Source organism: Kitasatospora atroaurantiaca, from assembly GCF_007828955.1.
In the GTDB taxonomy this organism is placed as follows: Bacteria; Actinomycetota; Actinomycetes; order Streptomycetales; family Streptomycetaceae; genus Kitasatospora; species Kitasatospora atroaurantiaca.
Genome location: NZ_VIVR01000001.1, coordinates 6,931,295 through 6,953,877, shown reverse-complemented (window position 1 = coordinate 6,953,877; position 22,583 = coordinate 6,931,295). Strand labels below are relative to the sequence as shown.

Genomic DNA, 22,583 nt, shown 5'->3' with positions numbered 1-22,583 from the left:
ACAGCAGGCCTGGTCGTTCCGCGGGCTGAACGAGGAACTCCCAGCTGAACCGGAACCTGACAGGAGATCAGCGCCAATTCCCGACCGATGCATTGACGAAGCGTCCGGCCCTCCTTACTGTCTGGCTACAGATGCGATTGATGTTCACATATTTGAACTCGCTCTCCCGCCACCCACCACGCCAGAGGACCGCCCCATGCCCATTCCCCGTACGTTCCGGCTCGCCGCCCCCCTGGGGTCGGCCATGCTCACCGTCGCCCTGGCGGCCGCACCGGCCCTCGCCACGGACGGGACACAGGCCGACCGGCACCGAGACGCCGTCGGACACGCCGTCCTCGGCGCCGGGGACGGCTGGGGCTCGGCGACCACCGGCACCACGGGAGGCTCGGCTGCCGGCACCGGCTACACCCGACTCGTCCGCACCCGGGCGGAGTTGGTGGCCGCGCTGGGCGGCGACAACGCCGGGAACGGCTCCGACGCGACACCGAAGATCGTCTACATCGAGGGCACCATCGACCTCAACACCGATGACACCGGCAGGCACCTCGGCTGCGACGACTACGCCGCCGGCACCGGCTACACCCGGGACGCCTACCTCGCCGCGTACGACCCGGCGGTCTGGGGCCGGAGCGCCGAGCCCAGCGGGCCGCAGGAGGACGCCCGGCTCGCCGCGCAGAAGACCCAGGCCAGGCAGGTCCAGATCAGCGTGGGCCCCAACACCACCCTGGTGGGCATCGGCCACAAGGCGAAGCTGCTCGGGGGTGGATTCCTGCTCAAGAACGTCGACAACGTCGCCATCCGCAACCTCACCTTCCAGGACGCGGCCGACTGCTTCCCGCAGTGGGACCCGACCGACGGCTCCACGGGCACCTGGAACTCGATGTACGACAGCGTCACGCTCTACAACGCGACGCACGTCTGGATCGACCACAACACCTTCACCGACGGCGGGAACCGGGACGCCGAGCAGCCGCTGTACTACGACCGCCCGTACCAGGTGCACGACGGCCAGCTGGACATCACCAACGGCTCGGACTACGTGACCGCCTCCTGGAACGTCTTCCGGGACCACGACAAGACCAACCTGGTCGGCAGCAGCAACAGTTCCAAGGTCGACCCCGGACACCTGCGGGTGACCTTCCACCACAACCTGTGGCAGAACACGGTGCAGCGCGCACCGCGCGTGCGCTTCGGCCAGGTGGACGTCTACAACAACCTCTACACCCCGGGCGCCGCCGAATTCGAGTACAGCATCGGCGTCGGCAAGTCCTCCCAACTCGTGGTGCAGGACAACTACTTCAAGCTTCCCGCCGAGATCCCGGCCGCCAAGCTGCTCTACAACTGGGGCGGCACCGCGCTGACCGCGGACGGCAACCTGGTCAACGGCACCGAGACCGACCTGATCGGCGCGTTCAACGCGGCCAACCCGGCGGCACCGCTGGGCACTTCGGCCGGCTGGACGCCCGTCCTGCGCGCGGAGGTCTCCCCCGTGACCGCGCTGCCGCACCTGGTCGGCCACCACGCGGGTGCCGGCCGGATCTGACCCCCCGTTCCCCGGTGGCCCGGCGGTGACCAGCCGGGCCATCGGCCACCCCACCCACCCCCTCGACGAAGGGATTGTCATGATCGCGACACTCAGGAGGCGCCGGCTGCTGGCCGGGGCGATCGGCACCGCACTGCTCGCAGGCCTGCCGGCCACCCTCGGCAGCCCCGCCCAGGCGGCCACGTACGAGGCCTCCCCGTTCGGCTACGCCGCCGGCACCACCGGCGGCAGCGGTGGCACCACGACCACCGTCAACACCGCCGCCGGTCTCACCACCGCGGTCAAGGGCACCGGCGCCAAGACCGTGTACATCTCCGGCGTCATCTCGCTGAGCGGCCAGATCGACGTCGGCTCCAACACCAGCGTGATCGGCGTCGGCGCAGGCTCCGGGCTCACCGGCGGGGGCCTGCGGGTCAAGGCGTCCACCAACGTCATCATCCGCAACCTCAACATCAGCAAGGCCGTCGGCACCGACGCCATCACCGTCCAGGCCTCCACCAAGGTCTGGATCGACCACAACGACCTGTCCTCCGACCGCAGCCACGGCAAGGACTACTACGACGGGCTGCTGGACATCACCCACGGCTCGGACTACGTCACGGCCTCGTGGAACTACTTCCACGACCACTACAAGGTCAGCCTGGTCGGCCACTCCGACAAGAACGCGGCCGAGGACACCGGCAAGCTGCACGTCACCTACGGCCACAACCGCTTCAACAACGTCAACTCGCGGCTCCCCAGCGTGCGCTTCGGCACCGCCCACGTGTACAGCAACTACTACCAGAACGTCTCCGACAGCGCCGTCCACTCGCGGATGGGTGCCCAGGTGCTGGTCGAGCGGAACGCCTTCGCCGGCTCCTTCGAGTCCGTCACCACCACCGGCGACAGCCCGACCGACGGCTACGCCAACCTGTACCGCAACGACCTCGGCGGCACCACCACCGACGTCACCCGCACCGGCACGTTCACCACCGCCCCCTACACCTACGACCCGACCGGCGCGGGCGACGTCGCCTCCGTCGTGACCGCCGGCGCGGGCACCGGGCGGATCTGAGCGGGCTCCGGTGGGCGGCCGCCGACGGCTGCCCACCGGACCACCGGGGCACGCGCTCCGCGCTCGCACGCAAGGAAAGGGGTGATCCTGGTAACCGGCCGGTCACCCAGGAGTGAAGTGTCCCCATGGCTCCTGTGAGGCCGCCCACACCCCTTCCGCCTACTACTGCCCTCGATAGTCGGTAAGGACCGGGTAAGCCGACGCCTCCTCGGCGAGGAGGCCGCCGCACCACTCGGACGGGCGGGAAGAGGGCAGGTCAGGCCTGCGATGACGGCCCCCACACAGCGCAGGTTTGCGAGAAATAAGTCGTGGGTAAAGGTGTTTGAAGCGCCCGGCCCAGCACCGGGCGCTCTGCCGTGCCTACTACCGGCAGTAGTACCAAGCCCCGTTGACCCCTTCCAGACCCGTCTGACAAGAATGTCCGGGTCGCAAGGCAGCGCGGCCGGCTCGATGGTCCGAATCGAGCACGACGCCTCGCCGATCCCGCCCACCCCGGACCGACAGCCGGGGTGCCATGGCCGTCCGACACGGCACGCGGGCCTGTTCCACCGAACTCGCTTCGCGATACCCGTGTGCCCGATGCCGGCCCCGCCCGACGGAAGAGGAAGAGGTTGTCCCCCTCCATGCAGCTGCTCAAGAACCGCCGACACGCCATCATCACCGGCGTCGCCACCCTCGCGGTGGCGGGCTCCGCCACCCTCGCGCTGGCACTGCCGCAGGACACCCCCTCCGCCGCGGCCTCCGTGCCGAAGGCCGTCGCCGCCAGCTCCGCCGCGGCCAGCGCCGCCGCCGAGGCCCAGCAGATCGCCGAGGACCAGGCCAAGGCCCAGGCCGACGCGGTGAAGGCGAAGGCCGACGCGGACGCCAAGGCCCAGGCCGACGCGGACGCGAAGGCCAAGGCGGACGCCGATGCCAAGGCGAAGGCCGACGCGGACGCCAAGGCGAAGGCCGAGGCCGACGCCAAGGCCAAGGCTGCGGCCGAGGCGAAGGCCAAGGCCGACGCCAAGGCAAAGGCGGAAGCCGCCTCCCGCTCGCAGCAGCGCACCAACCTGAACACGGCCTTCACCGGCACGCCGCAGCAGATCGCCGCCCAGATCGTGCCGGCGAGCCAGCTGCAGTGCTTCAACAACATCATCGAGCGCGAAAGCGGCTGGAACGTCACCGCGACCAACCCCTCCTCCGGCGCGTACGGCCTGGTCCAGGCCCTGCCCGGCTCCAAGATGGCCTCGGCCGGCGCCGACTGGCGCACCAACCCGGCGACCCAGATCAAGTGGGGCCTGAGCTACATGAACGCCACCTACGGCAGCCCCTGTGGCGCGTGGGCCTTCTGGCAGACGCACCACGCGTACTGATCGGCCGTTCGCAAGGGCGGCGTCACCCGGGTAAGCCGGGTGACGCCGCCCTTCGTCGTTGAGCGGCCGTGGTCGGCTGGTGAAGATATCGCGTACGCCTGCCGAGCTTTGACCTGGATTGGGCAGTTTCGCGGGAATTCCGGCCTTTGCCTGGGCGTGTACACGCCTTTAGCCTCCCGCCCATGCCCTCCCCACTCATCACCGTCGTGCTGCCCGCCTATGACCAGCAGAAACAGCTGAAGGACTGCCTGGACTCCCTGCTCGCCCAGTCCTTCCGCGACTTCGAGGTCATCCTGGTCCTCGACCGCTCCCCGGACTGCCCCGAGCGGATCAGCGAGGCGTACGAGATGCGCGACCCGCGGGTGAGCGTCCTGCGCCTGAACGCCGCCGTGGGCATCGGCCGCAGCCGCGACGCCGGGACCGCCCGTGCCAAGGGCGAGTACCTGCTGTTCCTCGACAGCGACCACGTGCTCGACCCCGACGCGCTGCAGGCGATGGCCGACCGCCTGGACGAGACCGGCGGGGTGGACGTGCTGCTGTTCGGCCACAGCCGCGAGCACGGCGGCCGTACCTGGCCCGGCGGGTCCGCCCAGCTGCTCTCCGGGCTCGGCACCGGGGTGTTCACCCCGCTCGACCGCCCGCAGGTGCTCGGCGCACCGCCGCTCGTCTGGGACCGGCTGCTGCGGCGGGCAACGGTGCCGGGCTTCCCGGAGGGCCGCTACGAGGAGGTGCCCGTCGTGCACCAGGTGATGCTGGCGGCGGAGCGGATCGCGGTGCTGGACCGGGAGTGCGTCACCATCCGCCGCCGCCACACCCTGCACCCGACGGGCTCTCCGGGCAGCAGCCACTTCGACATCTTCGACCAGTACCGGCGGAGCTTCGAGCTGCTGGAGGGGCGTGAGGGATTCGACCGGGCGCGCGCGTTCCTGTTCACCCGGATGGTCCGCCACTTCCTCTTCGTCTTCGACCTGGCGGGGTGCGTGCCGCGCGCCGAGCGCCCGCAGTTCTTCCACCGCGCCGCCGAGCACTACCGCGCCTACGTGCCGGACGGATACCGGCGCCCCGACGGCCGCGAGGGCCTCAAGTTCTCGCTGCTGTCGAGCGGCGCCTACCCGGCCTTCGAGGTCGCCAAGCTCTCCCACATAGCACGGGGAGCGGTCGGCAGACGCTGAGGGGCCGAAGGACTCGGACGTGTCAGAGGTGCGCCGTGCCGCCCTCGGCCGCCATCGCCTCGGCGATCAGGCGGCCCGTCGCACGCCACTCCTCCTCCGGCAGCTTCGGCAGGACGTCGTCCCAGAGCGGCAGGCAGGTGCCGCGCAGCTGCATCATGCCCTCGGGCCTGGCCACCAGCCACAGGTGCAGGTGCGCGGCGCCGTCGCCCCACCTGTTGACGTGCACCCGGGCGATGCCGCCGAGCGACAGCACGGCCCGCTCGACCCGCTGGAGCATCGGGCCGAGCTCGGCGGCCCGCGCCGGCGGGAGGTCCGTCAGGTCGTGGTGCGCGCGGGGCTGGAGCAGGACCATCGCGGGCAGCGCGTACGGCTCGCGCATCCCGCCGAGCCTCCAGTGCTCGTCCGTCCACAGGAACGAGTCGTCGGGGCGCGCGCACTCGCCGCAGCTGTCCGCCCCCGCCTCACCGTGCCGGGGCGGCTCGGGCAGCTCGGGCTTGTCCAGCACCTTGACCTGGATGTCGCCCTCGAAGGGGAAGACGTCCCAGTTCGGGATCGAGCCCTCCGGCAGGGTGATCCGCTCGCCGATCGGCAGCCGGGCGACGTACGGACTCGGGGTGATCTCTTCACTCATGACGCCAGAGAATCCCATATGACACCTCATCAGCGGTCCACCGGGGTGGCCAACGGCCTGGGCCGCCCGGCGCTGCGATGATCTCCCCCATGGCCTCCGAACTCGCCCAAGCGCTCAGCGCGGCCCTCCGCGGGGAGGTGCGTTTCGGCACCGCCGAGCGCACGGTCTACAGCCACGACGCCTCCAACTACCGCCACCTCCCGCTCGGCGTGGTCAAACCGGCCGACTCCGACGACGTCCGGGCCGCGCTGGCCCTGTGCCGTGACCACGGCGTGCCCGTGGTGCCGCGCGGCGCCGGGACCAGCATCGGCGGCCAGGCGATCGGCCCCGGCGCCGTCGTGCTGGACTTCCGACGGCACGTCAACCGGGTGCTGGAGGTCGACCCGCAGGCCCGGACCGCCCGCGTCGAGCCCGGCGCGGTGCTGGACGACCTGCAGGCCGCCGCCCGCCCGTACGGGCTGCGCTTCGGCCCCGACCCGTCCACGCACAGCCGCTGCACCCTCGGCGGCATGATCGGCAACAACGCCTGCGGCGCCCACTCGGTGGCCTGGGGCCGCACCTCCGACAACCTCGAGTCGCTCGACCTCCTGCTCGCCGACGGCACCGAACTCACCGTCGGCGGCCCGCTCTCCCCCACCGAGCGCGAACGGCTGCGCGCCCGGCCCGGCCGTGTGGGCGAGCTGCACCGCGCCCTGCAGGACCTCACCGCGGCCCACCTCTCCGAGATCCGCCAGGGCATGCCGGACCTGCCCCGGCGGACCTCCGGCTACGCCCTGGACGCCCTGCTGCCCGAGCGCGGCTACGACCTGGCGCGCGCGCTCACCGGCACCGAGGGCACCTGCGCCGTCCTGCTCGGCGCCACCGTCCGCCTGGTCGAGGCGCCCGCCGCGCGCGCCCTGGTGGTGGCCGGCTACCCCGACGAGACGGCGGCGGCGGACGCCGTGCCCGCCCTGCTGACGCTGCATCCGCTCACCGTCGAGGGCATGGCCGCCGACCTGATCGCCGCCCTGCTCGCCACCGGCCGCCGTCCGCCCGCGCTGGACCGGCTGCCCGAGGGCGGGTGCTGGCTGTTCCTGGAGACCGGCGGCGCCACCGCCGCCGAGGCCATGGACGCGGCCCTCGTCCTGGCCGACGCCGTCCGCCGGGAGCGGCGCGCCACCACCACCGTGGTCACCGACCCGGGCGAGCAGCGCCAGCTGTGGGCCGTCCGGGAGGCCGGCGCGGGCATCGTCAGCCGCCTGCCGAGCACCGGTGGCTCGGCGGACGGCGGTGGTGCAGAGGCGTGGCCCGGCTGGGAGGACTCCGCCGTCCCGGTCGAACGGCTCGGCGGCTACCTGCGCGACCTGCGGGCCCTGCTCGGGCGGCACGGCCTGCGCGGCGTCCCGTACGGGCACTTCGGCGAGGGCTGCGTGCACCTGCGCCTCGACTTCCCACTGACGGAACCGCGCCGGCTGCCGGAGTTCCGCGCGTTCATGGAGCAGGCCGCCGACCTGGTGATCTCGCACGGCGGCTCGCTCTCCGGCGAGCACGGTGACGGGCAGGCCAGGGCGGAGCTGCTGCCCCGGATGTACCCGCCGGAGATCATCGATCTCTTCCGGCGATTCAAGCGGATCTGGGACCCTTCGAACCTGCTCAACCCCGGCGCCATGGTCGACCCGCGCCCGCTCGACGCCGATCTGCGCTTCGCCGGACGCGACCTGCCGCTCACCCTCCCGTACGAGCAGGACGGCGGCAGCCTGCTCAAGGCCGTGCACCGGTGCGTCGGCGTCGCCAAGTGCGTCGACACCAGCACCGGGGTGATGTGCCCGAGCTACATGGTGACCGCCGAGGAACGCCACTCGACCCGGGGCCGGGCCCGGCTGCTCGCCGAGATGCTGCGGGGCGAGGTCATCGCCGACGGCTGGCGCTCCGAGGAGGTCCGCGAGGCGCTCGACCTCTGCCTGGGCTGCAAGGGCTGCGCGAGCGACTGCCCGGTCCATGTCGACATGGCGACCTACAGGACCGAGTTCCTGCACCACCACTACCGGTGGCGACTGCGCCCGGCCTCCCACTACTCCATGGGGTGGCTGCCCTTGACCCTACGGGCCGCCGCGCTCGCCCCTGCCGGGGCGAACCGGCTGCTGCGGTCCCGGCCGAGCGCCGCCGTGCTCAAGCGCCTCGGCGGCATCGATCCCCGGCGTGAGCTGCCCGCCCTGCCCACCGAGAACTTCGAACGCTGGTTCCGCCGTTACCGCGCCGAGCATCCCGTCCGGCCGGGCGCCGAGCCCGTGCTGCTCTGGCCGGACACCTTCACCAACCATCTGGAGCCCGCGCCCGCCCGGGCCGCGGTCGAGGTCCTGGAGCACCTGGGCTTCGCCGTCCAGCTCCCGGCCCGCCCGGTCTGCTGCGGCCTCACCTGGCTCTCCACCGGCCAACTGGGCGTCGCCCGCCGGGTGATGCGGCGCAGCGTACGCGCCCTGCCGCCCGGGCTGCCCGTGGTCGGCCTCGACCCGAGCTGCACGGCCGCGCTGCGGGAGGAGCTGCCGAAGCTGATCGGCGCGGACGCCGGCGACGTCCCCGGGCGGGTGCGCACGCTGGCCGAGTTCCTGGACGAGGCCGAGGTCGAACTGCCCGAACTGGCAGCCGGGACACGGGCGGTGACCCAGGTGCACTGCCACCAGCACGCCGTGCTCGGCACCGAGGCGGACCGCCGGGTGGAGGCCCGGATCGGGCTGGCCAACGAGGTGCTGGACTCCGGCTGCTGCGGCCTGGCCGGGAACTTCGGCTTCGAGCGCGGCCACTACGAGGTCTCGGTCGCGGCGGCCGAACGCGTCCTGCTCCCGGCCGTCCGGGCCGCCGACCGGGAGACCGTCGTCCTGGCGGACGGCTTCAGCTGCCGCACCCAGATCAGCCAACTCTCGGGCGGCCGCACGGCCGTGCACCTCGCCGAGCTGCTCCGCCGGGCCGTCCGGGAGGGCGAATCGGGCTGACAGCCTGCAACCGATGGTGAGTCCCGCCCGGGCCATACGCAACTGGAGGTCGGATGAACAGGACAGCTGACGTGACGTACGGAAGGGTGTACCCCGGCGAGTCCGAGGACGGCTCCCGGAAGCGGGTGCTGGTGGACCGGATCTGGCCGCGCGGCCTTCGCAAGGAGGACGCCCGTCTCGATGCATGGCTCCGCGACATCGCTCCGTCGACCGAGCTGCGCCGCTGGTACGGCCACGCCCCCGAGCGTTTCGAGGAGTTCCGTCGCCGCTACCTTGCCGAACTCCGCGATCCGGAGCACCAGGAGGCTCTGCAGGGCCTGCAGGAACTCGCCGCGGGCCAACCCGTGACGCTGCTGACCGCCACCCGCGATCTCGATCACAGCCATGCCGCCGTCCTCGCGGAACGGCTCAGGCGCAGCCGGCCGTAGCGCAACCGACCGGGCCGGGATCAACACCGCGGCGCCCGTTGGCGAGGGCTACCCGCCCGGGTCTGGCGTGCCCGTCAATTCGCCCCGCACAATGGCCTCGTGACTCTCTCCGCCGCCGAGGCAGACAAGATCCTGGCCGACAACTTCGCCCCGTGGGTGCAGGCACTCGGGCTGTCGGTGACCGAAACCGGTGAGCGGCACGCCGTGCTGCGGCTGCCCTGGTCGGACCAGCTGGCCCGGGAGGGCGGCGGGCTGTCCGGCCAGGCGATGATGGCCGCCGCGGACACCGCGAGCGTGATCGCGGTGTCCGCCGCGCGTGGCGGCTTCGGGCCGATGACGACGGTTCAGCAGTCGACGACCTTTCAGCGCGCGGTGCTCGGCTCGGACGTTCTGGTGACGGCCCGGGTCGGCAAGTTGGGGCGTCGGCTCGCGTTCCTGGACATCACCCTGACGGCAGAGGGCGAGGAGGAGCCGGCGGCGCACGCGACGACGGTGTACGCGTTCCCCGGCTGAGCAGGGCCCGGCAATCCCGCGCAGTCCTGCGCAACCCCTACTCCCCCGCCCTACCGCGCAGTAGCCTCGCCGGAGCCCAATCACCCGGCTCCGTTGGAGGGTTCATGCGCTCACGCCTGCTCAGACACGTCCGGCTCACCGTGGTGGCGGCGCTGCTCGCCGCCGCCGCACTGGTCGGCTTCTCCTCCGCACCCGCCTCGGCCGCCGACGCCTCCACGCCCCGCTACTACCTCGCACTGGGCGACTCCCTGGCCGCCGGCTACCAGTCCCTGCCGGGCGGCGGGCATGTCACCGGCCGCGGCTACGCCCAGGACATCGCCCGTACGCTCGCGGCGCGGGCAGCGGCCTCGGGGCGGGCCTTCGACTTCGTCGACCTCGGCTGCCCGGGCGAGTCCACCACCACCATGATCGGCGGGGGCTGCCCGTACCCGCACCCGTACGCGGGCGCCCAACTCGCCGAGGCGGTGGACTTCCTGCGTCACCACCACGGGCAGCGGGTGGTCGTGACGCTGGACATCGGCGCCAACGACGTCAACGGCTGCCTGGCCGGCGGGAACGTCGACCTGCCGTGCGCGCTCGCCGGTATCGGCAAGGTCCGCACGGGCCTCGGCACCATCCTCGACCAGCTCAGGGCGGCGGCCGGCCCGCACACCCGGATCGTCGGCATGAACCTCTACGACCCGTTCCTGGCCGCCTGGCTGACGGGTGATCAGGGGAAGGCGCTGGCCACGCTGTCCGTACCGCTCGCGGACGCGCTCAACGCCACCCTAGGCCTCTCCGACGCCGTCCACGGAGTGCCCACCGCCGATGTGGCCGGGGCCTTCCGTACGAACGAGTTCCTCCCGCTGGTGCCGTTGAACGGGCAGCAGGTGCCGCTCAACGTGGCGCGGATCATGCAGTGGACCAACATGGCCCGCGGGGACATCCACGCCAACGACGCGGGCTACCAGGTGATCGCGGACACCTTCCTCGCGAAGCTCTGAGCCTCGCAGAGCTCCCACGCTCACAGAACGGGGCGCCCGGCCCGACGGCCCGGCGCCCCTGGTCGTGTCCTCGTCACTCGGCGCAGATCGCGGTGACGAACTCGGCCACCCTCTCCTGCGGCATACCCCGCGCGATGTCGGCCTCGCTGATCATGCCGACCAGCTTGTGCTCCGGGTGGTTGATCACGGGGAGCCGGCGGACCAGGTGCTGCTCCATGATCCGCAGGACCTGCTCCACGTCCTCGTCCGCCTCCACCACCATCGGCCGCCCCTGCGCGACCTCGCCCGCCGTGAGCCGGCTCGGGTCCAGGCCCTGGGCGACGCACTTGAGGACGATGTCCCGGTCGGTGAGGATCCCCAGCAGCTTGTCGTTCTCCCCGCAGATCGGCAGTGCGCCGACGTCCCGTTCCTTCATGATCCGGGCCGCGTCGGCCAGGGTCTCGTGCTCCCGGACGCACTCGGCCCCGGGGTGCATGATCTCTTTCGCGGTGGTCATTGTCAGGCCTCCTGACGTGGGTGCACACCCCCTGTTAGTCCATCCTGGTCCGGGCCCGGCGCTGCCGCCACCTCGACACCGAGGCTTCGACACCTCAGGGCTCAGGACTCCGGCGGGGGATCCGGAGGCTTCACCGGCTCCAACCCGTCCAGCGGCGAGCGGGCCAGGACCTCGTCGAGCGCGGGCAGCTCCAGCTGCTCGACGCCGCGCGGCGGGGCGGCCTCCTCCGACGGCTTCCCGCCGTCGGCCCGGGCCCGCTCGGCGTCCGTGGACTTGGTGGCGCTGTCCAGGAAGCGCAGCAGCTCGACCGGGAAGGGCAGGACCAGGGTCGAGTTCTTCTCGGCCGCGACCTCCACCACCGTCTGCAACAACCGCAGTTGGAGTGCCGCCGGAGCGGCGCTCATGATCGTGGCAGCCTCGGAGAGCCGCGCCGAGGCCTGGTACTCGCCGTCCGCGGTGATGATCCGGGCCCGCCGCTCGCGGTCGGCCTCGGCCTGGCGGGCCATCGAGCGCTTCATCGACTCGGGCAGGGCGACGTCCTTGATCTCCACCCGGTCGATCTGGATGCCCCAGCCGAGCGCGGGGCTGTCCAGCATCAGCTCCAGCCCCTGGTTGATCGGCTCACGGTTGGCCAGCAGATCGTCCAGCTCGCTCTTGCCGATGATCGACCGCAGCGAGGTCTGGGCGACCTGCGAGATGGCGAACTGGTAGTCCTGGACATTCACGGTCGCCCGTACGGGGTCGACCACCTTGAAGTACACCACCGCGTCGACCCGTACCGTCACGTTGTCGCGGGTGATGCCCTCCTGAGCGGGGATCGGCATGGTGACGATCTGCACGTTCACCCGCCTGATCCGGTCCGCGACCGGCATCAGCATGACCAGCCCGGGCTGGCGCAGATTCTCGCGTACCCGTCCGAAGCGGAAGACCACCCCGCGCTGCCACTGCTGGACCACCCGGATACTGAGCCCGGCCCAGACCGCGGCCACTATGACTAGCCCCAGAATCGCATCAAGAACGATCATCGCCGTCACCTCGGGAACCCGAACCCCGCTGTCGCATTCCACGCTACTCCGCAACGCGTGCCTAGGATCGGCGCCATGGAACAGCACCCCGACGCGGTGGCGGACGCCGGCAGCCTGGCCGAGCTGGACGCCGCGGTGACCGGCTGCCGGGCCTGCCCTCGGCTGGTGAGCTGGCGGGAGGAGGCCGCCCGGGTCAAGCGCCGGGCGTACCTGGACTGGGAGTACTGGGCCAGGCCGATCCCCGGCTTCGGGCCGCCGGACGCGGCGCTCGTCCTGGTCGGGCTCGCCCCCGCCGCACACGGCGCCAACCGGACCGGACGGATCTTCACCGGCGACCCGTCCGGCGATCTGCTCTACGCCGCGCTCCACGAACTGGGCCTGGCCTCCCAGCCCACCGCGACCAGCCGCGACGACGGCCTCGAGCTGTACGGGGTCCGGATCACCGATCCCGTCCGCTGCGCGCCGCCCGACAACAAGCCGACCGTGCTGGAGCGGGACACCTGCCGCCCGTGGATCGCCCGGGAGTTGACGTTCCTGCGGCCCACCGTGCGGGCGGTGGTCGCCCTGGGCGGATTCGCCTGGCAGGCGCTGCTGCCCGCGCTGGCGGCAGCGGGGTGGGAGCTGCCCCGGCCGCGCCCGGTCTTCGGGCACGGGGCCCGGGTGACCCTGCGGGCCACCGACGGCGGCCCGCCGCTGGAGCTCTTCGGCTGCTTCCACGTCAGCCCGCGCAACACCAACACCGGGCGGCTCACCACCGGGATGCTGCGCGATCTGCTCGGCACGGCGGCCGAGGTGGCCGGACTCCCGGTGCGGCGGGACTGAACCGGGGCGGCGGCTCACCGGAAGCGGGGCGGCTTCTTCGCCCGCCGCCAGACCTCGGGCAGCTGTTCGCGGGCTCGCTCGGCCACGGCGAGCTGCTCGCCGTACAGCACTCCGTAGCCGAAGCCGTGGCCACCCGCGCGGCCGAGCTCGTACAGGGCTTCGCGGGCGACCACGGCGTCCTGGTGGGTGCCCAGCACCTCCTGGAGGGCCTTCATCCTGGCCGTGAAGCGCCGGGCGGGGCGGCCGGCCGTCTCGCCCAGATAGCGGGCCCACTTGGCGGCCTTACGGGCCTCGTGCAGCTCGCGGTCGGTCTCCACGCCCGGCGCAGCCCGCCGAGCGGCCTTGATCCGCGCCGCCGTACGGCGCTGCGCCCGGCGGATCAGCTTCCTCAGGGGCGGCAGCCCCTTCCCGGACGGCGGGTCGGCCGCCAGCTCCCGCAGGGTCGCCAGCAGCGCGCGGTAGCGCGGGCTGTCCAGCCCCTCGAGGACCTGCGGCCAGGCCCGTACGTAACGCTCGTGCGACCACTCGGTGATCCGCGCCGCCAGCTCTTCCGGTTCGCACTCCGGCGGCAGCTCACGGGCCCGTTCGGTGAGCAGCGCGCCCAGCACCTCGCAGTCCCGCGCGCCGCCCAGCACCGAGCCGAGCCACTTGAGCTCCCGCTCGGGGGCCGCGAGCGGCGGCCCGTACGCGCGCAGCGCGCTGCGCAGCCTGCGGCAGGCGACCCGCATCTGGTGCACCGCGTCCGGCTCGTCGGCCCGGACCGCCGGCTCCAGCCCTGCCAGCACCTCGGCCTGCTCGGCGATCCGGGCCGCCAGCAGCTCCCCCGTGGCCGGAAGCGCCTTGTGCGACATGCTGCGCTCACCCTTCGTGGTGCGTTCGAAGGTCTGTAGCCAGGCTATGCCGCCACGAGCGTCAGCGGGGTAACCACAGGGGCGCGGGGAACTGCGCGAGATCGGAAGGCACCGACCCGTGCCCTACCGCTTCGCGCAGTTCCTCGCGCCCCTGGGATGCCCCTTCCTGATCGGTTACCGACCTGATGGCGGAGCCGCTAGGGCCGGAGCTGGACCGCCAGCGAGAGGGTGTAGCCCACCAGGGCGCCGAAGAAGGCGACGGCAGCGGAGTGCCGTGCGGTGAACGGCAGGCCGGCCAGCGAGGGGTAGAGCAGCACCGCGAACCCGGCGGCCGCATCGGCGGCGTACAGGCCGATCGGCGGGACGACCTTGGTGGTGTGTGCGGCCCAGCCGGTGGCCACCAGGAACCCGGTGAGCAGCACGAAGCCGGAGAGCAGGCCGGCGCCGATGGTGGACAGCGCGGGGTGCGGCGAGTCGGGCTCCTCGCCCTCCGGGACGGCGGGGCGCAGGCGCTGCGCGGTGGCGAGGCTGCCGACGGCGACGGTGATCGCAAGGGCGGCGCCGATGAGCGGGGCGGGGTTCAACTGCGACTCCGGGTGACGTTCTGGAACGGGTGAAGGACGGCGGCGAGCGCGGCCGGGACGAGAACGGTGACCAGCATGACGACCGTCCACACCACCGGGTCGAGCGTCAGCGGGGGCGCCGGCTGCACAGGGGCGGGCAGCGGTGCGGCGACGGCCGTTCCGACCACGGGTACCGGAGTCGGCGCGGCGGGCGGCGAAGTGACCTCGCGCTCCGGCGACTTGGACGGCTTGGGCAGGTGCGGGACGGCAGCGGCGACCGTGGGTGCGGCGTGCGGCTGTTCCGGGCTCGGCGGAGCAGGAGGACTGGGAGCGGGCGGCGGGGTCGGCGTCGGAATGTCGGGCGGGCTCGGCGGCGTGGGTGGGGCAGGTGGCGTGGGCGGCTCGACGGTGGGTGGGCAGATGCACAGGTCGGGCGGCGGGGGCGGCGGGCAGCCGGGGGCGTCGTCCATCGGCTGATTGTGCATTCCGTCGCGACCGCCCGGCCCGAAAAGAGCCCGGTTGACGCCGATGATCGCTCCGACGAGTGATCAACTCCCAACTACCGTACGAATCGGTTCATCCGACGGAGAAGAAATGTTCTGATACACCGACAGTTGGCAACGGGCGCAGGCGCGAAAGGGACACCATGAGCTATCTGGCCGGCATCACCAGCCTCGGCAACGAGGTGGCGGACGTACAACTCCCCGTGTCCGGCACGCTGCCCGACTGGCTCCGGGGCACCCTGCTGCGCAACGGCCCGGCGCTCTTCGAGGCCGGCGAGCGGTCCTTCCGGCACTGGTTCGACGGGCAGGCCATGCTGCACCGCTTCAGCATCTCCGACAGCGGCGTCTCGTACACCAACCGCTTCCTGGACACGCCGGGCCTCCGCGCCGCCCGCGACGAACAGGTCCTGCGCTACAGCGGGTTCGCCACCGACCCGTGCCGCTCGATCTTCGCCCGGCTGTTCTCCGTGTTCACACCCCGCAGGGACTCGGAGAACGCCAACGTCAACATCACCCGGTTCGGTGAGCGCTTCGTCGCCCTGACCGAGACTCCGCTGCCGGTCGAGTTCGACCCGGAGACCCTGGCCACGGCGGGCGTGCTCGGCTACCAGGACGACCTGGACGGGCAGGTGACCACCGCGCACCCCCACCAGGCTCCCATCACCGGCGACCTGGTCAACTACATCCTGAAGTTCGGCCGCAGGAGCGAGTACCGCGTCTACCGCCAGAAGCCCGGCAGTCTCACCCGCGAGCTGATCACCAGCCACCACTCGGACCGCCCTTCCTACATGCACAGCTTCGCGATCACCGAGAACCACGTCGTCCTGGCCGAGTTCCCGTTCCGGGTCAACCCGCTCGCGCTCCTGCTGAGCGGGCGCCCGTTCATCGAGAACTACCACTGGGACCAGGCGCGCGGCACCGAGCTGGTGGTGATCGACCAGCGCGACGGCAGCGTGCGTGCGGTCCACCGGACGGACAGCCTCTTCGCGTTTCATCACATCAACGCCTTCGAGCAGGACGGCGAGCTGGTGCTCGACCTCTGCGCGTACCGAGACGCCTCGGTCATCCGGGCGCTCTACCTGGACCGCCTGCGAGCCGGCGGCGAAGTCCCGCAGGCACTGCCGACCCGGCTGCGGATCGGCCTCGACGGCGGCGGCGTCACGCGTGAGGTGCTCTCCGAGGAGCCCCTGGAGCTGCCCCGGATCGACTACGCCCGGCACAACGGGCGCGACTACCGCTTCACGTACGGCGTCGGCTCCCACGACCGGCGGGGCGGCGACTTCTTCGACCAGTTGGTGAAACTGGACGTCACCGCCAGGGAGACCATCATCTGGTACGAGCCGGGCTGCTACCCGGGCGAGCCGGTGTTCGTCGCCGCTCCGCAGCAGTCGGCCGAGGACGACGGCGTGGTGCTCTCGGTGGTGCTGGACTCCGCTCGCGGCGCCTCCTTCCTGCTCGTCCTGGACGCCGCCGGCTTCACCGAGCTGGCCCGGGCCGAGGTGCCGCACGCGGTGCCGTTCGGCTTCCACGGCGTCTTCACCCGGGGGTGAGCCTCCTCGGCCCGGACTACAGGGCCGACGCACCCTCGTGTCCAGCGGCGGGCCCGTGACATACTCCGAACGATGACTGACAACCAGGCGACCAGGGCTCTGCGGGCCGCGGTGTTCACCGCGCTCGCCGTTCCGCTGTCCGCACTCGGCCAGGTCGTCATCACCGGGCGGCCGCTGCCGCTCTCGCTCGTGGCCGCCGCGACGGCGGCCGTCTTCCTGGTCGCGCTCGCCGCCTCGGGCACGCAGCGCCGCCTCCTGCACATCTGCGCCGTCCTGATGCCGGTCGAGCTGCTGCTCAACACGGCGTTCAATCTGGGCCAGGACGCCTGTGCCGCGCCGAGCCACGGCGTCGACCTGCTGGTCTGCGGCGGCGGTTCGGTGGACGGGTCCTTCCTCGCCACCAGCGCCCCCGGTACGGCGCAGGCGCTGGTCCTGATGGTCCACGTCCTGCTCGCCCTCGCCGCCGCCCTGTGGCTGCGGCTCGGCGACGCGGCGCTCTGCGGCCTCGCCGAGGCACTGCGCGCGCTGGGCGGGCTGGTGACCGCTCCGTACCGGGCGCTGCTGCTCAGCTCGCCGCTGCCGAGCTGCCCGGCCACTCTGACACCCGTACCGGACGCGGAGCAGGCCCCGCCGCGCCGCGCGGACGTGGTGCTCTCCCCCGCGCCCCGGCGCGGCCCGCCGGCTCTCGCGCTCGCCTGCTGACGGCGTCCGCCACCCGGCCCTGCAAGTTCCCCGGCCTCTTCCGGTCTGACGCTCCGTCGGCTCACCACTCGTAGCCCACACACCTTCGGCATGCCCCCGCGCCACGGCGCGGCCGTGCGGCGTGCCCGCATTCCCAGGAGTAGACGGATGACCACTTCCCAGCAGCCCAGGCCCACCGCTCGCGAGCGTCTCCAGGAGGCGCAGCGCCGGGAGGCGCGCGCCGCCGTCGTGCGCCGCCGGGCCGTGGTGGGCGCCTCCATCGCCGCCGTACTCGCCCTGGCCGGGGCCACCGCCGTGGCCGTCGGCACGGCGAGCGGCGACGAGCCCGGCACCGCCGCCCCGGCCGCGATCCCGGCCAACGCCTCCGGCAAGGACGGCACGGTGATCGTGTACGGCCGTGCGGACGCTCCGCACACCCTGCAGGTCTACGAGGACTTCCGCTGCCCGGTCTGCCGGACCTTCGAGGAGTCGGCCGGCAAGGCCGTGCAGCAGCTCGCCGACAGCGGAACGTACAAGATCGAGTACCACCTGGCCGCCTTCCTCGACGACGGGCTCGGCGGCAAGGGCTCCAAGACAGCCCTCGCGGCGGCCGGTGCGGCGCTCAACGAGGGCGTCGACAAGTTCAAGCAGTTCCACGACGTGCTCTACGCCAACCAGCCCGAGGAGCGGGTGGACGGCTTCGGCGACGTCAACCACCTGCTGGACCTGGCAGGTAAGGTGCCCGGGCTGAGGACCGAGGCGTTCACCAAGGCCGTCACCGAGGGCACCTACCGCTCCTGGGCACGCAAGGTCGCCGCCACCTTCGACGACAGCGGCGTACGCGGCACGCCGACCCTGCTGCTCGACGGCAAGCCGCTGCGGATCTTCGACGCCCAGGGCACGCCGGTCACGGCGGAGCAGTACACCACGCTGGTCCGCCAGGCGACGGGGAGCTGACGCCATGACCAGAAGAAGCACCCCGACCGGCGCGGACCGGGGCCTTGCCGTCCTGCTGATGGTCTGCGGCGCCCTCGGCCTGGCCGCCTCGGCCGTCCTCACCGTCGACAAGATCCGCCTGCTGCAGAACCCCGGCTACACGCCGAGCTGCAACATCAACCCGGTGATCAGTTGCGGTTCGGTCATGCGCACCGCCCAGGCCGAGGCCTTCGGGTTCCCCAACTCGTTGATCGGCCTGGCCGCCTTCGCCGTCGTCCTGGCCGTCGGTGTGGGGCTGATGGCCGGCGCGGTGTACCGGCGCTGGTTCTGGGTGGGCCTCCAGCTGGGTACCGTGCTCGGCCTCGGCTTCGTGCTCTGGCTGATCGACCAGGCGCTGTACGAGATCGGGGCGCTCTGCCCGTACTGCATGGTGGTGTGGGCCGTGGTGCTGCCGCTCTGCTGGTACACGACCCTGCACAACCACCCCAGGTTGCGCACCCGCTACCACTGGGTGGTCCCCGCCCTCTGGTACGTGGGGATCGCCCTGCTGGTGCTCAACCGCTTCTGGTACTACTGGCGCACCCTTCTGTGAGCGGGGGTGTCCCGGGGGTGCGGGGCTCTGCTCCGCACCCCCGGGACACCCGATCCCTACTGCACGGTGACGTTCCGGTACTCGGTGTGGGCGTCCTCGTTGTACAGGCCGACGCTGCCGGCCAGGTACGGGCGCTCCTCGTCGGTGAAGGTGACCAGTTGCTTGTCGTCCACCGTGACCGACATGGTCGGGCCGCTCTGGCGGATCTCGACGTCGTACCAGGGGCCGACCGGGTAGGCGGGGAGGCCGGTGGCGAGGAATCGCTGGGCGCCCGGGTAGGCGGGGTCCTCCTTGCCCAGCTCCCAGCCGGTCGGCTTGAGCGCCACGTAGTAGAAGTGCTGGGAGTCGGTGTAGTGCCAGAGCACCCAGGAGACCTCCCAGGAGTTGGGCGTGGGCTGCCGGAGCTGCTGGGTGGTGCGCGTCTGGAGGCGGTAGTCCAGGTCGCCGTACGAGCCGACCGAGACCACCAGGGCGGCGTGGGTCTCGGACGGTTGGAGGGAGCGGCGGGGCTCCAGGATCACCTTGCCGTCGTCGCCGCCGACGAAGCCCTCACCGTGGAACACGGCGCGCCAGGGGCCGTGCGTGGTCCCTTCGGGCCACTTCTGCAGGCCCGGACCGGAGCTCAGGACCAGGGTCATCACGAGCACCAGCGCGACGAGCGGGATGCCGACGAGAAAGAGGATCCGTCGGGTTCGAGGGGAGAGCCGGGAGAACGGGGGCCGACGGCGGTCCGGTCGGAACGGGCGTTCCGGCGGGCGTCCTGTGAGCGCGGCCCATTTGGGCCGGTCAAGGTGCATGCCCACCAGCATGGCCGCCTGCGCGGTCGTTGTCGTGTCCGGAGGAGAGCCGCAGGCCCGCGTCACAGCTGCGCCAGGGAGACGTCGGCCGTGGCGGCACCGACCGCGACACCGGCCGTCGGCGTGGCGGCGAAGTCCTCGGCCAATCGGGTGACGATCCGCTGCGCGGCACGGCCGTCGCCGAAGGGGCACGGTGCGTCGGCCATGCTCCGGTAGAGGGCGGGGTCGTCCAGCAGGCTGTTGGCCGCGGCGTGGATCGCGTCGGGGTCCGTGCCGACCAGCCGGGCGGCGCCGGTGGAGACCACCTCGGGGCGTTCGGTGGTGGCGCGCAGCACCAGGACCGGCTTGTCCAGGCTGGGGGCCTCCTCCTGCACGCCGCCGGAGTCGGTGAGGACCAGTTCGCTGGCGGCGAGGGAGGCGGTGAAGTCGAAGTAGTCCAGCGGATCGGTGAGGGTGATGTGCGGGTGGTCGCGGAGCGCGGTCACCAGTACGTCACGGACGGCGGGGCTGCGGTGCACGGGCAGCAGGATCTCGACGTCCGACCGCTGGGCCAGGCGCAGCAGGGTGGCAGCCATGGCCCGCATCCGGTCGCCCTGGTTCTCGCGCCGGTGCAGCGTGACCAGGATGCCGCGGCGGGTGGTGCGGAAGGCGGACCGGCCGGCACCCCGGTGCCGCACCCAGAGCAGGTTGTCGATGACGGTGTTGCCGGTGACGGAGATGCTGTCGGCGGGGATGCCCTCGGCGTGGAGCCGGGCACCGGCGCGTTCGGTGGGGGCGAAGTGCCAGCGGGCGAGCCGGCTGACCAGGAGGCGGTTGAGCTCCTCGGGAAACGGGTTGTCGAGGACGCCGCTGCGCAGGCCGGCCTCCACGTGGGCCACCGGGATGCGCTCGTAGAAGGCGGCGAGCGCGCCGCACAGGGTGCTGGTGGTGTCGCCCTGGACGATCACCAGGTCGGGCCCCTCGTCCCGCAGCACCTCCCCGAGAGCGCCGATCAGGAGGGCGGTCAGGTCGGACAGCTGCTGGCGGTCGGTCATCACGCCGAGGTCGTAATGGGGCTGCAGCTGAAGGCGGGTCAGCATCTGGTAGAGCATCTCGCGGTGCTGGCCGGTGTTGATCAGCAGCGGGGCGAAGTCCTCGGAGTCCTCCAGAGCCCGTAGGACCGGGGCGAGTTTGACGGCCTCGGGCCGGGTGCCCAGGATCACGGCAGCGTGCAGCGGGCGAAAGCCGTGGTGCTGTGACCGGCCCGGCGTCGAGGCGACGCCGACACGGTCGGGAAATGGCAGGTGGGACATGGTGACCCTCCTCTGCGGTGGGACGTGGGGCGGGGCATGACGGGACACGGGCATGACGTTCACGGGTACGGCTCGGCCCGGCCCCCAGGGCGAGCCGGTGACACGGCGTCAGGTGCGGGCGGTCTTGAGCCAGCTGGTGCGGCCGCTCACCACGCGGCCCATGGCCCACCAGCCGGCCGCGAACCACAGGTAGCCGTAGGCCACGAAGAGATGGGACAGCAGCAGGCAGCGCAGCAGTCCGAGGTCGCGCTCCCGCTTCCGGTACACGATGGCGTAGGCATAGGCGGGAGCGAAGGCGAGCAGGTACAGCGGGACCAGCCAGATGACCGGGAAGGTGCTGTGGCCCGCCGTGATGGAGTCCGCCGCGAAGCCGAACATCCCGGCGACGAAGGCGAGCGGCAGGAAGGATGTGAGAAGCAGTATCGCCGGGCTGGACAGGTGGTAGACCAGGTCGGCGGCGGCGCGCGGCGGGACCTCCCGGAGGACCAGCGGCAGCAGCCGGGTGGCCTGGACGTGCCCCTGGAACCAGCGGGAGCGCTGGCGGACCAGCCGACGGAGCCGGATCACGGCCTGTTGGTGGACGGCTGCGGTCGGACAGAACTGGTTCTGCCAGCCTGCGGCGATCAGGCGGACGCCGAGGTCGAGGTCCTCGGTCAGCTGGTGGCTCCAGGGCTTCGAGCCCAGCGAGCGCAGGGCGCTCAGCCGCATGAACTGGCCGTTGCCGCCCATGCCCACGCTGCCGATGTGCCGGCGGGCGGTCTGGAAGATGTCGGTGTAGACGACGAACTCCATGTCCTGCATCCGGGCCAGCAGGCTGTCGGTCCGGTTGTACATCCGGACGCCGATCTGGACAGCTCCGGTGGCCGGGTCGGCGAAGTACCGGTCGACCTCGGCGACGGCCTCCGGTTCGAGCCGGCCGTCGGCGTCGAGGACGCAGATGATGACGTCGTCGGGGTCGTGGCCGTCCAGGACCCTCGAGGGACCGAGATGGCGCAGGCCGTCGTTGAGAGCAGCGCCCTTGCCCCGTCTGGCGTTCGGGAGGCTGCGCTGGTGAAGCAGGACGCGTTCCGAGTCCACGGCCCGGACGATCTCGGCGGTGCCGTCGTCCGACGCGTCGTCAACAACCATGGCCACGCAGTCGGCCACGGGCAGCGCCAGCAGCCGGCGCAGGCTCTCCCCCAGCACCTTCTCCTCGTTGAGGCAGGCGAGCAGGAAGACGTAGAAATGCCGCTGCTCCTGGGGCTCCGCGAGCGGGATCCGACGGCGTGACAGGGCGAACATGCCGGAGTTGTAGCTCAGGGTCGTCACGATGACCGCGGTGCTCAGCCACAGGAGGACGGTCACCATCGCGCACCCCGGCGGACTGCAGTCGCTCCGGTACCCGAGGGCGAGCTCGGGCCTGGCTTGGTGCGCGCGCCGCGTCTGCGGTGACGCAGCACCACCGCGGCCATCAGCAGGACGATCCACGTCGCCGCGTAGAGGCCGAAGCCCATGCCGGCGACCTCGAGGAGGACACGGGCGATCTCGGATCCCGACATGCCGGACGGTATGACCGATGCGGCGGTGAAGCAGACGCCACTGGTGACGCCGCAACTCCCGTACATGGGACTGCCCAATCAGGAGAACGGGGCCCCGGCAGACCCGGACATGGGCACGGATCGCAGGCGCAGGGCGATTGGATGTGATCGGATGCCGGCCACGGCACAGCCCTCGCTGTCACGATGCAGGGGGCCGGTCTCGCCACTCACTCCCCGAGCCAGGGAGGCGACCGTCTTCCTCCCCTCGCCGCCCTTACGAGGACGCGGGGGAGCCGACTCGGATCATCATTTG

The 22,583-nt window shown here is 72.0% G+C and carries 23 protein-coding genes; 13 read left to right on the top strand and 10 right to left on the bottom strand.

Annotation, left to right across the window (positions count from 1 at the left end):
• The first annotated feature begins 196 nt into the window (after positions 1-196).
• The 4 genes from FB465_RS31280 (at position 197) to FB465_RS31265 (ending at position 5,121) form a co-directional block, all read left to right on the top strand.
• Complete coding sequence (locus tag FB465_RS31280) at positions 197-1,543, top strand: pectate lyase family protein (RefSeq protein WP_145795972.1); 1,347 nt, start codon at positions 197-199, stop codon at positions 1,541-1,543.
• A gap of 79 nt (positions 1,544-1,622) precedes the next feature.
• Positions 1,623-2,597 (top strand): pectate lyase family protein, encoded by a 975-nt coding sequence (locus FB465_RS31275; protein ID WP_145795971.1) that lies wholly within the window; start codon positions 1,623-1,625, stop codon positions 2,595-2,597.
• Between the two features lie 623 nt (positions 2,598-3,220).
• Positions 3,221-3,949, top strand: a complete 729-nt coding sequence (locus FB465_RS31270) for an aggregation-promoting factor C-terminal-like domain-containing protein (RefSeq protein ID WP_246192961.1) — start codon at positions 3,221-3,223, stop codon at positions 3,947-3,949.
• A 182-nt stretch (positions 3,950-4,131) separates the two neighbouring features.
• Positions 4,132-5,121, top strand: a complete 990-nt coding sequence (locus FB465_RS31265) for a glycosyltransferase family 2 protein (RefSeq protein ID WP_145795969.1) — start codon at positions 4,132-4,134, stop codon at positions 5,119-5,121.
• A 22-nt stretch (positions 5,122-5,143) separates the two neighbouring features.
• Here the strand turns inward: FB465_RS31265 and FB465_RS31260 are convergent, their stop codons facing one another.
• On the bottom strand, positions 5,144-5,752 hold the full coding sequence (locus FB465_RS31260) for an HIT family protein (RefSeq protein WP_145795968.1): 609 nt from the start codon (positions 5,750-5,752) through the stop codon (positions 5,144-5,146).
• Positions 5,753-5,841: 89 nt separating this feature from the next.
• On the opposite strand from FB465_RS31260, the gene FB465_RS31255 reads away from it, so the two are divergent.
• The 4 genes from FB465_RS31255 (at position 5,842) to FB465_RS31240 (ending at position 10,645) form a co-directional block, all read left to right on the top strand.
• The gene (locus FB465_RS31255; protein ID WP_145795966.1) at positions 5,842-8,721 is read left to right on the top strand and encodes an FAD-binding and (Fe-S)-binding domain-containing protein; all 2,880 of its coding nucleotides are present in this window, start codon (positions 5,842-5,844) and stop codon (positions 8,719-8,721) included.
• A gap of 53 nt (positions 8,722-8,774) precedes the next feature.
• Entirely contained in the window at positions 8,775-9,149 is a 375-nt protein-coding gene (locus tag FB465_RS31250) for a DUF488 domain-containing protein (RefSeq protein ID WP_145795964.1), read from the top strand.
• Positions 9,150-9,248: 99 nt separating this feature from the next.
• The gene (locus tag FB465_RS31245) at positions 9,249-9,662 is read left to right on the top strand and encodes a PaaI family thioesterase (protein WP_145795962.1); all 414 of its coding nucleotides are present in this window, start codon (positions 9,249-9,251) and stop codon (positions 9,660-9,662) included.
• A gap of 104 nt (positions 9,663-9,766) precedes the next feature.
• Positions 9,767-10,645 (top strand): SGNH/GDSL hydrolase family protein, encoded by an 879-nt coding sequence (locus tag FB465_RS31240; RefSeq protein WP_145795960.1) that lies wholly within the window; start codon positions 9,767-9,769, stop codon positions 10,643-10,645.
• Between the two features lie 73 nt (positions 10,646-10,718).
• On the opposite strand, the gene FB465_RS31235 is transcribed toward FB465_RS31240, so the two are convergent.
• Together FB465_RS31235 and FB465_RS31230 are read right to left on the bottom strand one after the other, a co-directional pair.
• Positions 10,719-11,141 (bottom strand): CBS domain-containing protein, encoded by a 423-nt coding sequence (locus FB465_RS31235; protein WP_145795959.1) that lies wholly within the window; start codon positions 11,139-11,141, stop codon positions 10,719-10,721.
• 101 nt (positions 11,142-11,242) lie between these two features.
• The gene (locus FB465_RS31230) at positions 11,243-12,166 is read right to left on the bottom strand and encodes a slipin family protein (RefSeq protein WP_170290729.1); all 924 of its coding nucleotides are present in this window, start codon (positions 12,164-12,166) and stop codon (positions 11,243-11,245) included.
• A gap of 75 nt (positions 12,167-12,241) precedes the next feature.
• Between FB465_RS31230 and FB465_RS31225 the strand changes: the two genes are divergently transcribed.
• Complete coding sequence (locus FB465_RS31225; RefSeq protein ID WP_145795957.1) at positions 12,242-12,988, top strand: uracil-DNA glycosylase; 747 nt, start codon at positions 12,242-12,244, stop codon at positions 12,986-12,988.
• Positions 12,989-13,002: 14 nt separating this feature from the next.
• Here the strand turns inward: FB465_RS31225 and FB465_RS31220 are convergent, their stop codons facing one another.
• The 3 genes from FB465_RS31220 to FB465_RS36400 all read right to left on the bottom strand — a co-directional run bounded on the left by FB465_RS31220 (position 13,003) and on the right by FB465_RS36400 (position 14,872).
• Positions 13,003-13,839: a CHAD domain-containing protein gene (locus FB465_RS31220; RefSeq protein WP_145795955.1), complete on the bottom strand. Its 837-nt coding sequence runs from the start codon at positions 13,837-13,839 to the stop codon at positions 13,003-13,005.
• Positions 13,840-14,036: 197 nt separating this feature from the next.
• Positions 14,037-14,423, bottom strand: a complete 387-nt coding sequence (locus tag FB465_RS31215) for a hypothetical protein (RefSeq protein WP_145795954.1) — start codon at positions 14,421-14,423, stop codon at positions 14,037-14,039.
• Positions 14,420-14,872 carry a hypothetical protein gene (locus tag FB465_RS36400; RefSeq protein WP_211785893.1) on the bottom strand — a complete coding sequence of 151 codons (453 nt, stop codon included), beginning with the start codon at positions 14,870-14,872 and terminating at the stop codon, positions 14,420-14,422. The genes FB465_RS31215 and FB465_RS36400 overlap by 4 nt, the downstream gene beginning before the upstream one ends.
• Before the next feature lie 176 nt (positions 14,873-15,048).
• Here FB465_RS36400 and FB465_RS31205 point away from each other — a divergent pair, with 176 nt between their 5' ends.
• From FB465_RS31205 to FB465_RS31190, 4 genes are all read left to right on the top strand, one after another.
• Entirely contained in the window at positions 15,049-16,455 is a 1,407-nt protein-coding gene (locus tag FB465_RS31205; protein ID WP_145795952.1) for a carotenoid oxygenase family protein, read from the top strand.
• 72 nt (positions 16,456-16,527) lie between these two features.
• On the top strand, positions 16,528-17,157 hold the full coding sequence (locus FB465_RS31200; RefSeq protein WP_145795951.1) for a hypothetical protein: 630 nt from the start codon (positions 16,528-16,530) through the stop codon (positions 17,155-17,157).
• A gap of 147 nt (positions 17,158-17,304) precedes the next feature.
• Complete coding sequence (locus tag FB465_RS31195) at positions 17,305-18,093, top strand: DsbA family protein (protein ID WP_145795950.1); 789 nt, start codon at positions 17,305-17,307, stop codon at positions 18,091-18,093.
• A gap of 4 nt (positions 18,094-18,097) precedes the next feature.
• Entirely contained in the window at positions 18,098-18,664 is a 567-nt protein-coding gene (locus tag FB465_RS31190) for a vitamin K epoxide reductase family protein (protein ID WP_145795948.1), read from the top strand.
• Between the two features lie 56 nt (positions 18,665-18,720).
• On the opposite strand, the gene FB465_RS31185 is transcribed toward FB465_RS31190, so the two are convergent.
• From FB465_RS31185 to FB465_RS31170, 4 genes are all read right to left on the bottom strand, one after another.
• On the bottom strand, positions 18,721-19,461 hold the full coding sequence (locus tag FB465_RS31185; protein ID WP_145795946.1) for a 3-keto-alpha-glucoside-1,2-lyase-like domain-containing protein: 741 nt from the start codon (positions 19,459-19,461) through the stop codon (positions 18,721-18,723).
• Positions 19,462-19,523: 62 nt separating this feature from the next.
• The gene (gene wecB / locus FB465_RS31180; protein ID WP_145795944.1) at positions 19,524-20,753 is read right to left on the bottom strand and encodes a non-hydrolyzing UDP-N-acetylglucosamine 2-epimerase; all 1,230 of its coding nucleotides are present in this window, start codon (positions 20,751-20,753) and stop codon (positions 19,524-19,526) included.
• A 108-nt stretch (positions 20,754-20,861) separates the two neighbouring features.
• Entirely contained in the window at positions 20,862-22,100 is a 1,239-nt protein-coding gene (locus FB465_RS31175; RefSeq protein WP_145795942.1) for a glycosyltransferase family 2 protein, read from the bottom strand.
• Positions 22,094-22,291 (bottom strand): hypothetical protein, encoded by a 198-nt coding sequence (locus tag FB465_RS31170; RefSeq protein ID WP_145795940.1) that lies wholly within the window; start codon positions 22,289-22,291, stop codon positions 22,094-22,096. Before FB465_RS31170 ends, FB465_RS31175 begins: the two co-directional genes overlap by 7 nt.
• Positions 22,292-22,583 lie beyond the last annotated feature (292 nt).